A 14,648-nucleotide genomic window follows, 5' to 3' on the forward strand; every position below is an offset into this window, starting at 1 on the left:
GCCTACCTGCGCACCAACAACTTCATCGAAGACAGCAAACTCGCCCTGAGCAGCAACCGCCTCAGCGAAGCCCAATTCGGCATCAACCATGGCCGACGTATTGGCGGTTCGTTCCTCAACATCGACCTGGGCATGCAGGACGGCATCGGCGCGTTCGACGCCCAGGCCAATCACAACCCACGCCCTGGCCAGGCCGATGCGCGCTACCGCAAATACACCGCGACCCTGAGCTACCTGTACCCGTTCAAGTTGTGGGGCGAGTCGTTCAGTTTCAGCAGCCTGATGACCGGCCAACGTAGCGAAGACGTGCTGTTCAGCCCGCAGCGCATGAGCCTGGGCGGGCAGTCGTCGATACGCGGCTACAAGGACCAGAGTCTGAGCGGCGACAGCGGCGGCTATTGGCGCAATGACCTGCGCTGGAGCCGTCCGGTGACCTGGGCCTGGATGCAGCCAGTCTTCAGCGAATACGGCACCAGCCTCGGCTACGACCAGGGCGTGATCAGCCATGGCCGCTACAACGCCGAACAGCACGGGCGCATGACCAGCAACTCCGTGGACCTGTTCGCGCGCGGCCAGAACGTCGCGGCCACGGTGACCTTTGCACACTCTTTGGAACGCCCGGGGCCGATCACTGAACGTGAAGCGCCGATCTATTTCCGCCTGGATTTCTTCCTTTAAATTTTTACCGCCCCTCGGGCATCGAGAAAACACATGGACGTTCGCCAGTTCGCTTTCCTCGCGCGCCAACCTTCTGCGGCCCTGAAAAGTCGTTCCAACTTCCTTGGATTGCCCAAGCGTGGCTTGGCGTTAGTGTTGGCCAACGCGATGTTCTGGCAACCGTTGCTGGCCCAGGCGGACGGGATTGTGGTCAGCGCGCCGGGGACGACGCTCGGTCAGGCGGGCAACGGCGTGCCTATCGTCAACATTGCCGCGCCCAATGGCAGTGGGCTGTCGCATAACCAATTCCAGGATTACAACGTCGGTCAGCAGGGCGTGATCCTCAACAACGCGACCGGTCGGACCCAGTCGACCCAGTTGGGCGGGATCATACTCGGTAACCAGAACCTCAATGGTACGGCTGCCAGCGTGATCCTCAACGAGGTCAACGGCGGCAGCCCCAGCCAGTTGCGCGGGTTTACCGAAGTGGCGGGGCAGTCGGCGCATGTGATCGTGGCCAACCCGTATGGCATTACCTGCAACGGTTGCGGCTTCATCAACACCCCGCAAGCCACGTTGACCACCGGCAAAGCAGTAATTGAAAACGGGCAGGTCAGTCGCTATCAAGTCGATCAAGGCAGCGTCACCGTTGAGGGCGCAGAGCTCAACGCGAACAACATCGACCGCTTCGAGATCATCACCCGCTCGGCCAAGATCAATGCCGAAATCCAGGCCAAGAACCTGACGATCATCGCCGGCGCCAATGACGTCGACGCGAAAACCCTCAAGGCCACCGCCCGCGCTGCAGCCCCGGCGACTAAGCCGCAACTGGCCATCGACTCCTCGGCGTTGGGCGGTATGTACGCCGGTGCCATCAGGCTGGTCAGTAGCGAAGCCGGCGTAGGGGTAAAACTCGATGGAAAAATGGTCGCCAGCGGTGGCGATATTCAACTCGAGGCCAACGGGGACCTGAGCCTGGCGCAAGCCACTGCAGCTGAAGCGGTTGTCATTAACGCCAGGAGTCTCTATGCCCAAGATGCGATTTATGCCGGTACCCGTGTCGAAGCCACAACCCAAGGCACGCTGACCAACCGCCGATCCATCGCGGCTCAGGACAGCGTCAAGCTGGCCAGCGACGGTCAGCTCAACAATCTGGGCATGATCGAGGCCGGCGTCACCCCGGAGAACACCCGCAACCAAACCGGTGATGTGACCCTCGCCGCCAAGAACATCGACAACCGTGGCCAGAGCGTCATCGCCAGTCGCGACCTCAAGGCCACCGTCACCGAGACCCTCGACAACCGCGCCGGTACGCTGTCGGCGAACACCGGGATGGTCCTCAACGCCCAGGACCTCGACAATCGCGGCGGCACCCTGATAAGCCAGGGTACGGTCAAAACTACCCTCGGTGGTACGCTCGATAACCGCGACAACGGTACCCTCGCCAGCAGCGGTGAGCAGACACTGACAGCGGCAACGGTGAAGAACACCAAAGGTGTCGTCAGCAGCCAGGACACCCTCGGCCTGGACGTGGCCAGCCTCGACAACAGCAGCGGCAAAATCACCGCCAAAGGCGCACTGACTCTGGGCGGCACCACCGTCGAAAACGGTAAGGGCCAGATCACCAGTCAGGGAGACATCCTCGCCACCGCCAAAACCTTCAATCAGCAAGGCGGCAAACTGATCAGCCAAGGCCAGCTCACGCTGGCCGCCGACACCATCGACAATAGCCTCGACGGCTACATCGCCTCCGCCAATGCCATGGCCCTCACAGCTCACGAGCAGTTGACCAATACCGGCAAAGGCATCATCAGCACTCAGCAGGGCCTGACAATCAATGGCGGTGCGGTGGACAACACCACAGGTAGCCTGCTCAGCCAGAGTGGCATCACCGCCACCTTGAGCGGTGGACTGAATAACCAAGATGGTAGCGTCATCACCCAGACCGATAACCTCAACATTGAAGCCAACAACGTTGATAACCGGGGCGGCGTTTTGGCCAGCGTTGCGGGCACGCTTAAAACCACCCTGGCGACGGTGCTGGACAACGGCAAGTCACTGACGGCCCCGAGTGAAGCGGGACTGATCCAGGCCCAGTCGCTCAACCTGGGCGCGCAACAGTCGGTGCTCAACAACGGCGGCCAGATTTCCGCCCTGACCGGCGATACCGAGATCACCACCTCTATCCTGGACAACCAGAACGGTGCATTGCTGGCAAAGCAATTCCTGACCGTACGTGCGACCGATCTGAACAACACCCAAGGCCGTGCGGCCGCTGATGCCATCGATTTCGGCCTGACCGGCGAGCTAAACAACCAATCTGGCCTGGTCGAAGGCAGCAGCGGTTTGGTGATTGACGCTGCCTCCATCAACAACCAGAACGGCAAGCTGCGTTCTCTTGGTCAGCAAGGTACCGCCAGCGTGGCCAGCGCGCAGTTACTGGATAACCAGAGCGGCATGATCGAAGCCGCCAACCATGACGTGTCCCTGCGCATGGCCAGCTTCAAGAACACCGACGGTAATGTCCGCCATGTCGGCACCGGCACTTTTGGCGTTGATCTGGCGAAGTTCAGCAATATCGGTGGTAGCGTCGCCACTGCCGGCACACTGACCGTCGACGCCGCGACCTGGGACAACAGCACAGACGTTCAAGCTGATGTGCTCAACGTCACCGTAGGCCAGTTCAATCAGGCAGCCACCGGCAAGCTTGCCGCCAGCCAGAGTTTCACCGGTAAGGGCGACACGTGGACCAATGCCGGGCGCATCACCAGTGGCGGGGCGTTTTCCCTGACCGCTACCAACGTCATCAACACCGGTACCCTCGGTGGTGCTGGAGCAGTTGAGCTGAACGCCGATGCCGTGCGCAATGATCGCGGCCTGATCTTCAGCGGCACCGACATGGCGCTGCGTTTCAAGAATCTCACCAACTACTACGCCGACATCTACAGCCTAGGCGGCCTGAGTATGATGGGCCGCGATGGCGTCGCCCGCAGCGGATCGCTGGAAAACATCTCCAGCCATATCGAAGCCGCCAGCGATGTGCTGGTACGCAGCGACAGTGTGATCAACCGCAAGGATGTGTTCAGTACGATCGACGAGGCGGTGTCGGGCTACCTCAGCGTGACGTGCTACGACTGCGGTGGTGATCATCACAACGTCGACTATGTGGCACACGAAGTCTCCAAAAGTGTGGTGGCGACAGATTCGGCCAGTTCCTCGATCCAGAGTGGCGCCAAGCTGACCGTCGACGGTTCAAGCGTACTCAATAAATACAGCACCATGGCCTCGGGCGCGGATCTGCTGATCACCGCCGACAACTTCGCCAACATCGGCGCTACTACCGGTATCAGTACACGCACGCGTACCTGGAACACAGGCCGAGTGACGGACGGCACTGATGAGCGCTTCCGCGCCAACTGGATCAACCCCTACAACGCCCAGCCCAACCCAAAAGTATTGCCGGTTGGCGCGCTCAACTCGTTCAGCCTCGTGGGTGACACCACCACTGTGACCCCAGGCGATCCGATAGCGGCAGTGATTCAGGCCGCCGGTAACGTCAATATCCAGGCAACCCAGCAGCTGGAAAACAGCAGCATCGTGCAGTTCACACCGCCCAAACCGGTCGGGGATAAGGGCGGCGCCACTACCGTAGCCCAGCCCGCAGTCGTTGTGCTCAACCCGCAACTGCCACCCGACCTGGCGCAACAACAAGTCAACCCGACCACCATGCCCGGCTTCACGCTTCCGACCGGCCAGAGCGGCTTGTTTCATCTGGTCGACAGCGCCGCTGCTGCCAAAAGCAGCCAAGACTTGAGCCAGGCCAACATCCAAGCTTCGGACGCCAGCCGTGTCATCACCGGGCCGAAATACATGGTCGTCACAGACCCGGCGCTCACCGACCTAAAGCAATTCATGAGCTCGGACTACCTGCTGGGCAAGCTCGGCTACGACCCGGAAACCAGTTGGAGGCGCCTGGGCGATGGCCTCTACGAGCAACGCCTGATCCAACAAGCCGTCACCGCCCGCACGGGCCAACGGTTCATCGACGGCCAGACCACCGATGAAGGCATGTTCAAGTACCTGATGAACAACGCCATCGCCAGCAAGGAGCAACTCAACCTCGCCGTCGGCGTGACCCTCACCTCCCAACAAGTCGCAGCGCTGACCCACGACATCGTCTGGATGGAAGACCAGGTCATCAATGGCGAGCACGTGCTGGTACCGGTGTTGTACATGGCTCAGGCGAACAACCGCCTGACGGCGGATGGGGCGTTGATTCAAGGCAAGGATGTGACGCTGATTGCCGGGGCGGATTTGAAGAACGCCGGGACCTTGCGTGCCAGTGAAAATCTGTCGGCAGCCGCGGGTAACAATCTGGTGAACACGCGGCTAGCCGAGGCTGGGGAGAAGCTAAAGCTGGTGGCGGGCAAGGACCTGGTGAACATGCAAGGCGGCATCCTCAAGGGCAAGGATGTTGAGCTGAGCACGTTGACTGGGGACATCCGCAATGACCGGACCATCACCACGATTGAAAACAGTGGAAAAGGATTCAGCTCCAAGACTGCGGTTGTGGATAGCGCCGCAAGCATTGAAGCCGGAAACAACCTGACGATGCACGCCGCGCGGGATCTGCTGAATGTGGGCGGGGCCATTACAGCAGGAAAGAACGCGGAGTTGAGCGCGGGTAATGACGTGGTGATTGCGGCGGCTCGCGAAGAGACCGGGTCTATGCGTCAGGACAAACGGCATTTTTGGGAACAAAGCCAGACGGTGCAGCATGCCAGTGAGATCAAGGTCGGTGGGGATCTCGATGTTGTGGCGACGAATGAGCTGACGATGGTCGCCAGCCATGTAAAGGCGGGGAGCGACGTCAACCTGTCTGGCAAGGATGTGAACCTCCTGGCGGCTGCCAACGAAGAATCAACTGAGTATCGCTATAAACGCAGCGGCAAGAAGGTCAATCAGGAGGAAGACCATATTCGGCAGCAGGGTACGACGATTGATGCCGGTGGAGATGTAAACGTCGCTGCGCTGAACGACGTGACGATGGTCGCCAGCAAAATCAACGCCGGTAATGAAGCGTATCTTGTTGCCGGTAACCAGATGAATTTACTGGCTGAGCTCAATCGCGACTACTCCCTTTATGACATGACCAAGAAGGGCAGTTGGGGGAGTAACGCTGCTAAACGGGATGAGGTAACACAGCACACGAACGTCGGGAGTGAAATCAAGACGGGCGGCGATCTCACGCTCAAGAGCGGCGGCGATCAACGTTATCAAGTGGCAACCCTGGACAGCGGAAAGGACCTGACACTGGATAGCGGTGGCCGCATCGTGTTTGAGGGCGTGAAGGACTTCCACGATGAGAGCCATACCAAGAGCAAGGGTGACTTGGCTTGGTACAAGATGAAAGGCGAAGGGAAAACGGATGAGACCCTTCGGCAAAGCGCTCTGATCGCTCAAGGCAAGCTTGTCATTAAAGCGGCCGAAGGCATTCGTATTGACATCAAACAGGTCGATCAACAGAGCGTTAGCCAAACCATCGACGCGATGGTTCAAGCTGATCCGAACCTTGCTTGGATGAAGCAGGCGGAAGCTCGGGGCGATATCGATTGGCGCCAAGTAAAAGAAATTCACGATAGCTTCAAATACGAGTCTTCTGGGTTGGGGGCGGGGGCAAAGATTGCCATCGCAATCTTGATGTCGTTCATCATGGGCCCAGCAGGTTTCGGGTTGCAGGGCGCCAACTTGGCCGTTGCAACGAGCTTAAGCACCACTGCCGTCACCAGCACCATTGATAACAAGGGCAACCTGGGGCTGGCAATCAAAGAAACGTTCAGTGCGGGCAGCTTGAAAAACGCTGCTGTTGCGGGCGTGACGGCGGGTCTAATCGACTATGCAGACACCAAGTGGTTTTCCGATGCGAGTGGAGCGACTAATGGCGGCTCAACAGTTGTCTCCAGCGGGCCGATACAGAATCCTGGCTATGCCTCAAGCATGCTCAAACCGGAAAACTGGGCCAATACTCTCCTGAGAAGTGGCACCCATGCACTCATCAACGGCAGTGTTTCTACGGTCATTACCGGCGGAAGTTTAGGTTCGAATCTTGGAGAGGCGTTCATTGGTGAAGGCATTGAGCTAGGTGCCGCAATCGGGAACAAGAAGATTGGTGACTTGGCGGCGAATCTGGACGTTGCCCCCAAGATAGCTGAGAAGCTGGTACTGCATGCGGCATTGGGTGGCCTGATCGCCAAGGCTCGCGGAGAGAGTTTTGCCAGTGGAGCCATTGCAGGCGGTGTGGCTCAAGGGCTGACGCCTATTGCGAATGGCTTGTTGGCGGAGTATGTCAGCTCACGCTTTGAGGCGGCCGACCTAAGTGCCGCAGGAAGCCAGTTGAAGATCGGAACAGCGCAGATCATTGGTTTGATTGCTGCGGGAGCCGCAGGTGGGAACCCGGAGACAGGTAGCCTGATTGGCGGCACGGCGGAAAAGTACAATGATCAGGGGTTTCACCTTGACCCTACCGATCAGTTTAATGACGATGGCTTGCCACCGCAGAATACGCCGTCTGACGTCGATAAGCTCAAAGCGGAAATATCGTTATTCATCCTGATGGGGCTTGTCCCTGAATTGCTGGGCGGGGCTGCCGAGGGGTTCATAGCTAGAATCACTGGGATGTTCAGTAAGTCTTCAAGTGAAGCATTAGCTGGAGCGGGGACCAGGGCCGGTGCGGGTGGCGCGTCAGAGATTGGTGCGAAAGCTGGAGGTGCAGTCGCCGAGGGGGCAGGAGCTGCGGCAGAGGAGATAGTAGCCGGTGCAAAAGGCAATCAGCTAATAAATGGGACGTGGGTTGATGCTGAAGGGCTTCCATTACCTGTTCCTTCCAGTGTAGGTGCATCTGGGCGAGTCCCGAATGTTTTGCAAACTGGGGGTAATACTCTCAATAAGAGTACAGCTAACGCACTGAATGAGCATTTTGGTGAAAGTTTAGCTCCGCGTGAATGGGGCAGAGCACTTGAGGCATTAAAAGCTGACGCTGGAAAGCTTCCTAATAATTTTCATGGCAGAATACTAGACAATGGGGATTATGTAGGTAAAGCTGGCGAGGTTATTGGAAATATTAGAGATTATCTGCCATGAGTAAAAACTCTAGGATTACTCCTGTTTCGTCGGACTATGAAACATGTGCTGAGTGCTACGTAAGGTTGATGATTTACCCTGGGGAGAGGCACCCCGATGAAATCACTAATATCATGCAGGTTCGGCCAACATTAATTAATGTCGCTGGTGAGAAAATTACAAATAGTCGTGGGCTAACAAGAGAGGTAAAAAACTCTGGTTGGTTTTTGTCTACCGAAGGATATGTATTGTCAAAAGATCTTAGAGAGCACATTGACTGGATAGTTGAAAAAATTTCTCCGCATCGTGAATCGCTGAGAACAGTTCAAAAAATTGATGGAGTTAAAATTACGTTGAAATGTGTGTGGTTTTCCTTGCTAGGTCATAGTGGTCCTGTGCTTTGGCCGGAGCAAATGAGAGCTCTGGCGGATTTGGATTTAGAATGCTCTTTTGATGTTTACTTTGTCGAAAGTTAGTTGGTGCAAAAGAGGTAGCAGATACAGCTGCGACGGGCGTGGGAAAGTTTTTGTAAATGAAGGAACGTTTCCAGGCGAGGTATTTACCGGAAAGAAACCGTTTCAGACGACTCCTGGAACAGGGAGTGTGACACAGGAGAGGTACAACCCAGCGACTGGGAAACTGGAAGAATCTGTGATCGAGTACGACCAGTATGGCCGGCAGGTTGAAAGAACGTATTACACTAACCACGGGTATGGGAACCAAGGTAAGCCTGCGGAATATCATTCCGACCCGCACACGCATACCGAGGTCGTGGTCAGGGTCGTTAGAGCTTCGTGATTTTTGGCTCTTTGGTTGGTCCGAAAGCAACTGCTAACGCTCCAAATACACACAGGTTCATTACGGACTCTGCTGGTAATACTATTGATTTAGATTATACGAAGGGACTCAGGGAAACGAATGTGACGGTCACGGGAACGCGTGGTGGTGTTCAGTATGCGTTGCAGGGCCTTGGCCGTAGCAGATCCCTCGGGCACGAGTTCGCGTTGGGCCAGCATCTACTCATGCAGTTTTCAGCTATGGGCACCGCCGTTTCCTAGCGCAATTGCCAATGGTCTTCGTGGCTCATTTCCTTGGAGTGTGGCTCGACTTCGTACAGCCCGCCAATCGATTGAAGCACCTGCTCCGCCAACTGGCTTTTTATTCGCGACGTGCAGGTCGAAGAACTTGCGGCGCGCGGGGCCCATTCAGCCGATTTCAGTGATGCCCAACTCGAAGCTTGTCTTATAGCCGGCGAAGTCGTTACAGACCAGCTTGCCGTTCCACGTGCCTAGGAATTGACGCCCATGTGAGCCCACACCGATTCAGGCATACGATTGCCACCGATTTGATGAGGCAGCCCAAGTGTAATTTGCACATCGTCAAGGATCTCTTGGGACATCGGAGCATCAGTACCACCCTGAAATACGTGCACGTGGATGTCGACCAGGTGCGGTATGCGCTGGAGGAGATGCGGTGACTGGCTGCAGCTATCCACTTTTCCTACAGGCCAAGAAATTTTGCTGCTTTGACTTCGCGCTGACTCGCGACTATTTTTGACGCGTGGCAGTTTTTATTTTTGTTGAGCTATAGATTCGATGTACGCCTCCACCACGTTTTTCGTGGCACCGCTGTGATTTCTCAGTAGCAAATGACTGTTAATCATTGGCTCCCTGGTTCGAATCCAGCTCATGGAGCGCAAATAGCGACATAAAGAGAAGCCTGCACAGATGCAGGCTTTTTTTGCCTTGGATTTGACCCAGCCCTCCCTGGCCAACGCACAGGTCGTTGCCTTAGACAACGATCCTCAATGCCATAGCGCTGAGTCCGTAAAGCGGGCGTTTGTCCGACTCCTGAAAAATAAAGTCATGGATCCATTTTGGATGCGGTGGAACTGGCCTTATCTGCCAACCCACCACTGGCTTGTCTGCTGGCAAACGTCATCCCAGCAGTTATTCATCCGTAACCACCCATTTATTGTTCAGGAATCCAACAACCTGAAAGCCAGCGCCGCACTGCCTTATTCCGCATCTCTACCCTCTTTGCTGCGAGAGCAACCCGCCACTTTGCCAATTGCGTCGCGCCCACCTACCGTCCCATCACTGAATGAATCACAAAAGCATGGATTCAAACCCTTCGTCTTAGCGGGCGATGCCTCAACTTACTACTTCAAGGAGCCTGCGAACCCCCGTCAATCGCACTCGCTTTATCTTCTGGATACCAAGACGGGGGCCTATAAGCAGAGCGCCACGCGCGTTGTATCCGATGGGAATGGAGGCTGGCAGAGGGATGTCGGTTTGAAGGGCGGCAAGGAAGATCCGAGAGTGACACAACAAGCCACTCTTAGACGAGAGTTGCAGCAAAACCTGGTTCAGGCCAGGTCTACGGCGGTCCAGACGGCTTCAGCGGTGGACGCAGAAGGTGCTGCTAACGGCGGCTATGTTTCGAACGCAACGCTTACCGCCAACGCTGAGGCTCAGAACGCAGTGCGGCTGCTTGAAGCAGCCCTGCGTAACTTAGCGTAAGGAGGAGGGGGGAAGTGTCCGAGCACTACGTCTTGCGTGATTATCACCCCCCGGCGCGCACCAGCACGCCGCGCTCCAGTTCATCCACCACCGCACTCTGCGGCAACCAGGCAAGGCCATAGCCCTCGATAGCCATGCGCATCAACCTGAAATGTTTGAGATAGGGGCTCACAGTGTCGCTTTGGTCGATCCCACAACGATCCTTGCGCGCCGGTGCGTCAGCCTTTCTTCGGGGGATCATGACCCCAGATAAAAAAATTTTACGGACCCCGCTTGAAATTTTTCCGCCTGAACCTACTTAGGCTTTACGCGATGCCGAATCCGGGTCGCGTACTTAATCACTTGGAGAAAACTCAGGAAATTTTGCAATGGCTACTACTCTTTCGTTGGCCCCACTGTTCCGCCACTCCGTCGGCTTTGACCGGTTCAATGACCTTTTCGAATCGGCGCTTCGCAGCGAGGCCGGTACCACCTATCCACCTCACAACGTCGAAAAGCACGGCGATGACCACTACCGAATCGTCATCGCGGCCGCAGGCCTGGTGGAGGATGACCTGGATATCCAGGTGGAAAAAGGTGTGCTGACCGTCGCCGGCGGCAAGCGCGAGCACAATGAAGGCATCACCTACCTGCACCAGGGCATCGCCCAGCGCGCGTTTCGCCTGTCGTTCCGCCTGGTCGACCACATTGAAGTGCAGGGCGCGCAGCTTTCCAATGGTTTGCTGAGCATTGACCTGCTCAGGGTCGTACCGGAGGAAGCCAAGCCTAAGCGTATTGCGATTGGGGGTGCTGCGAAGGCGGATGTGAAGTCCATCAGCGAGCAGTGACTGAAATGAATAAAGGCGCTCTTTGGAGCGCCTTTATTCGTGGTCTTCATACACGATGTCGCGGTGCCCAAACGGTGCAAAGTAACCTGTGGCGAGGGAGCTTGCTCCCGTTGGGGCGCGAAGCGGCCCCCGTTGTTGCATGACAGACCTGGGACTGCTGCGCAGTCCAACGGGAGCAAGCTCCCTCGCCACTGGCACAGTGGTTCTCCCTTAGCTGAAGGGATCACGGCTTGTTCTGCACACCACAATCCGGGAGTGTTTGGGCTGTTTGCTGCTGCGCAGCCCGTGCCTCCCGGCCCTCCCACTTGGCAATCACCAACGGCGCCAGCGCATTGCCCAACACGTTCAGGGCGGTCGTCGGCATTTCCATCAAGCGATACACCCCCGCGATGAACGCGATCCCTTCCAATGGCAACCCGGCACTGGCCAGGGTCGCCGACAGAATCACGAACATAAACCCTGGCACCCCCGCAGCGCCTTTCGAGGTGAGCACCATCGTCACCACCAGCAGCGCCTGGTCCCCAAAGCTCAGGTCGATACCGTACAACTGCGCCACGAACAAGGTGCCGATGCCGAGGAATAGCGAGGCACCGTCGAGGTTGAACGAATACCCCACCGGTACCACAAAGCTCACCAGTGAAGGCGGTACGCCGTAGGTTTCGAGCTTCTTCATCAGTTGCGGCATCACCGCCGCCGAGCTGGCGGTGGAGAAGGCCAATACCAGTTCATCCTTGATATGCCGCATCAGCGCGAACAAGTTGATGCCGCACAGGCGTGCCACCAGGTTCAGCACCACCAGTACAAAAAAGGCGATGGCCACGTAGCTGACCATGATCAACTTGGCCAGCGGCATCAGTGAGCCGAAACCGAAGTTGGCCACGGTCACCGCGATCATGCCGAACACGCCGATGGGCGAGTAGGCCATGATCATCGAGGTGACCTTGAACATCGCATCCGAGACGCCCCGTAGCAGGGCAATCACTGGGTCTTTGCGCTCGGCGGGCAAGCGCGCCACACCCAACCCGAACATCACCGCAAAAAACAGCACCGACAACAGGCTGCCCTGGGCCATGGCGTTGATCACGTTGTCCGGGATGATGCCGACGATGATTTGCCCCAGGCTGTGGCCGCCACCATTGCTGGTGGGCAGGGTGATAGTCGCCGCGTGCAGGCTGGACAATTCCGTGCCGGCGCCCGGCTTGAGCAGGTTGCCCAGCACCAGCCCGACGATGATCGCCAAGGTGGTGATGCAGAAAAAATACCCCAGTGAGCGCGCCCCGATCCGGCCCAGGGATTTGCCGTCACCGTGGCCCGCAATGCCCACCACCATGCACGAGAATACGATAGGCACCACGATCATCTTCATCAGCTTGATAAAAATGTCGCCCGCCGGTTGCAAGAGATTGTCCACCAGCCACGGCCGGGATTCGGGAAAGCGGTGCAGAAGGGCACCCAGGGCGATGCCGGCGAGCAAGCCGATCATGATTTGCCATACCAGCGCGATACGGGGCGTGTGCATAGGAATGCCTCATTTGAGATCAATGATTTTAAGTTGTTGTTCTAGGCAGTCAAAACAGCGGCCGTCCGTGGGTCGCCGGGTGCAGCGGGAAACCGTCAGCGCAGGTCGCGGCAAGCGTCCTTGAGACGACGGCACCCTTCTTCGATCGCTTCTAACGAGCTTGCGAAGGACAGGCGCACATAGGGCGACATGCCATATGCTGCGCCGCTCACGGTGGCCAGGCCGTAGTCACGCAGCAGGTAGTCCACCAGTTGGGTGTCGCTGTCGAGGCGATCGCCTTGTGGGGTGAGCTTGCCCATCAGTGCGCTGACGTTGGCGAACACGTAGAACGCGCCGTCCGGCGGGGTGCAGCTCACGCCGGGGATGCCCGCCAGCAGGGTCAGCATGCGTGCGTGGCGTTGCTGGTATTCCTCGCGCATCGCGGCGATGGGCGCCTGGTCTCCGGCAAACGCAGCCACCGCAGCCGCCTGGCTCAACGAGCTGGGGCACGTGGTGGTTTGCGACAGCAGCTTGGCGATGGCCGCGATCAGCCAGGTGGGGCCGGCACCAAAACCCAGGCGCCAGCCGGTCATGGCGTAGCCTTTGGAGGCACCGTTGACGATCAGCGTGCGCGGCTTGAGGTCGGGCGCCAGGCGCGTCAATGGCACGTGCCGGGCTTCGCCATACACGAAGTGCTCGTAGATTTCGTCGGCCATGATCAGCACGTGAGGATGACGCCGCAGCACCTGTGCCAGCGCCTGCAGGTCGGCCTCACTGTAGACCGCGCCGCTGGGGTTGTTCGGGCTGTTGAGGATCACCCATTTGGTCCGCGGGGTGATCGCCTGTTCCAAGGCGTCGGGCGACAGCTTGAACCCCAGGCTTTCGTCGCCGGGAATAATCACCGGCGTTGCATCGTTGAGGCGTGCGATATCGGGGTACGACACCCAGTAAGGCGTGTGCACGATGACTTCATCACCTCGATTCAGCGTGGCGGCCAGCGCGTGATAGATGATGTGCTTGCCGCCGCAACCGGCCACCACTTCATCCAGCCCGTAGGCCAGGTCGTTGTCCCGTTGCAGCTTGAGGCAGATGGCCTGGCGCAGGGCGAGGGTGCCGGTGGTTGGTGTGTAATGGGTGTCGCCGCTGTGCATCGCCTGGCCGGCGGCTGCAAGGATATGCGCCGGGGTGTCGAAGTCCGGCTCGCCTACGGTGAAGTTGACGATATCGCGGCCCTGGGCGCGCAACTCGGTCACCAGCGCATTGGCGGCAATGCTGGGGGAGGGCGCGATGCCCAGGACGCGGTCAGACAAAAAGTGCTTCATGGCGCCAACCCTGCATTGTCCAGGACCTTGTCGATCCAGCTCTGGCGCACGGCACCGCTGGCGATCTCGGCTTTGACGGCGTCTTCATGTTCGGCATGCTGCGCGGCGCGGCGCAGCACTTCGGCGGCGTCTGCCTGGGAGAACGCGACCAGGCCGTCTTCATCGCCTACCAGCAGGTCGCCGGGGTTGATGATCATACCGCCGATCGACACCGGCACGTTCACTTCGCCGGGGCCGGTTTTGTACGGGCCGGTGTGCACAACGGCGCGGGCATAGCACGGGGTGTCCTCAAAGCTGGCGACATCGCGGATCGCCCCATCAATCACAAACCCCACGCAGCCGCGTTGCTGGGCGTAGAGCTTTACCAACTCGCCGATCACCGCGTTGTTGGTATCGCCCTGGCCATCCACCACCAGCACATGGCCGGGTTGCAGCAAGCTCAAGGCTTTGTAGATCAGCAGGTTGTCGCCGGGGCGGGTTTTTACCGTGATCGCCGTGCCGACCAATTTGCCGGTGCGGTTGTAGCGCGTGAGGCCACGGGCGCCGATGTGCCGGCCGAGGTTGTCGCTGATGTGCGGGGTGACCACCTGGGCGAAGGCCTCGACCAATTCGGCCGAGGCCATGGGGGCGTTGGGAAGGATGCGTGAACCGGGCAAGGACATGGCAAATCTCCAGAATCGTTGGATAGCAACGGGCTATGGCC

The 14,648-nt window shown here is 58.2% G+C and carries 9 protein-coding genes and 2 pseudogenes; 6 read left to right on the plus strand and 5 right to left on the minus strand.

Annotated elements, in window-relative coordinates:
- From BM403_RS00005 to BM403_RS00015, 3 genes are all read left to right on the plus strand, one after another.
- The coding region (locus BM403_RS00005; protein WP_139237931.1) for a ShlB/FhaC/HecB family hemolysin secretion/activation protein at positions 1-678 on the plus strand (678 nt) is incomplete at its 5' end.
- A 33-nt stretch (positions 679-711) separates the two neighbouring features.
- On the plus strand, positions 712-7,797 hold the full coding sequence (locus tag BM403_RS00010) for a two-partner secretion domain-containing protein (RefSeq protein ID WP_093541084.1): 7,086 nt from the start codon (positions 712-714) through the stop codon (positions 7,795-7,797).
- Positions 7,794-8,252 (plus strand): DUF4279 domain-containing protein, encoded by a 459-nt coding sequence (locus BM403_RS00015; RefSeq protein ID WP_198409082.1) that lies wholly within the window; start codon positions 7,794-7,796, stop codon positions 8,250-8,252. Before BM403_RS00010 ends, BM403_RS00015 begins: the two co-directional genes overlap by 4 nt.
- A gap of 486 nt (positions 8,253-8,738) precedes the next feature.
- Here BM403_RS00015 and BM403_RS00025 read toward each other — a convergent pair.
- Positions 8,739-9,089 (minus strand): annotated as a pseudogene (locus tag BM403_RS00025) (transposase); the annotation flags it as partial.
- Between the two features lie 35 nt (positions 9,090-9,124).
- Between BM403_RS00025 and BM403_RS32395 the strand changes: the two are divergent.
- A complete protein-coding gene (locus BM403_RS32395) occupies positions 9,125-9,253 on the plus strand; it encodes a hypothetical protein (RefSeq protein ID WP_232504881.1) in 129 nt (42 codons plus the stop codon).
- Positions 9,254-9,503: 250 nt separating this feature from the next.
- Complete coding sequence (locus tag BM403_RS00035) at positions 9,504-10,298, plus strand: hypothetical protein (protein WP_093541086.1); 795 nt, start codon at positions 9,504-9,506, stop codon at positions 10,296-10,298.
- A 46-nt stretch (positions 10,299-10,344) separates the two neighbouring features.
- On the opposite strand, the pseudogene BM403_RS31255 reads toward BM403_RS00035, so the two are convergent.
- Positions 10,345-10,443: pseudogene (locus BM403_RS31255) on the minus strand (LysR family transcriptional regulator); the annotation flags it as partial.
- A 223-nt stretch (positions 10,444-10,666) separates the two neighbouring features.
- Between BM403_RS31255 and BM403_RS00040 the strand changes: the two are divergent.
- On the plus strand, positions 10,667-11,125 hold the full coding sequence (locus tag BM403_RS00040) for an Hsp20 family protein (protein WP_015885070.1): 459 nt from the start codon (positions 10,667-10,669) through the stop codon (positions 11,123-11,125).
- 223 nt (positions 11,126-11,348) lie between these two features.
- Here the strand turns inward: BM403_RS00040 and BM403_RS00045 are convergent, their stop codons facing one another.
- The 3 genes from BM403_RS00045 to BM403_RS00055 form a co-directional block, all read right to left on the minus strand.
- Positions 11,349-12,644 (minus strand): cation:dicarboxylate symporter family transporter, encoded by a 1,296-nt coding sequence (locus BM403_RS00045; RefSeq protein WP_093541088.1) that lies wholly within the window; start codon positions 12,642-12,644, stop codon positions 11,349-11,351.
- 95 nt (positions 12,645-12,739) lie between these two features.
- A complete protein-coding gene (locus BM403_RS00050; protein WP_093541090.1) occupies positions 12,740-13,945 on the minus strand; it encodes a pyridoxal phosphate-dependent aminotransferase in 1,206 nt (401 codons plus the stop codon).
- Positions 13,942-14,607 carry an RraA family protein gene (locus tag BM403_RS00055; protein ID WP_046036702.1) on the minus strand — a complete coding sequence of 222 codons (666 nt, stop codon included), beginning with the start codon at positions 14,605-14,607 and terminating at the stop codon, positions 13,942-13,944. Before BM403_RS00055 ends, BM403_RS00050 begins: the two co-directional genes overlap by 4 nt.
- Positions 14,608-14,648 lie beyond the last annotated feature (41 nt).

The organism is Pseudomonas sp. OV546 (assembly GCF_900116845.1).
In the GTDB taxonomy this organism is placed as follows: domain Bacteria; phylum Pseudomonadota; class Gammaproteobacteria; order Pseudomonadales; family Pseudomonadaceae; genus Aquipseudomonas; species Aquipseudomonas petroselini.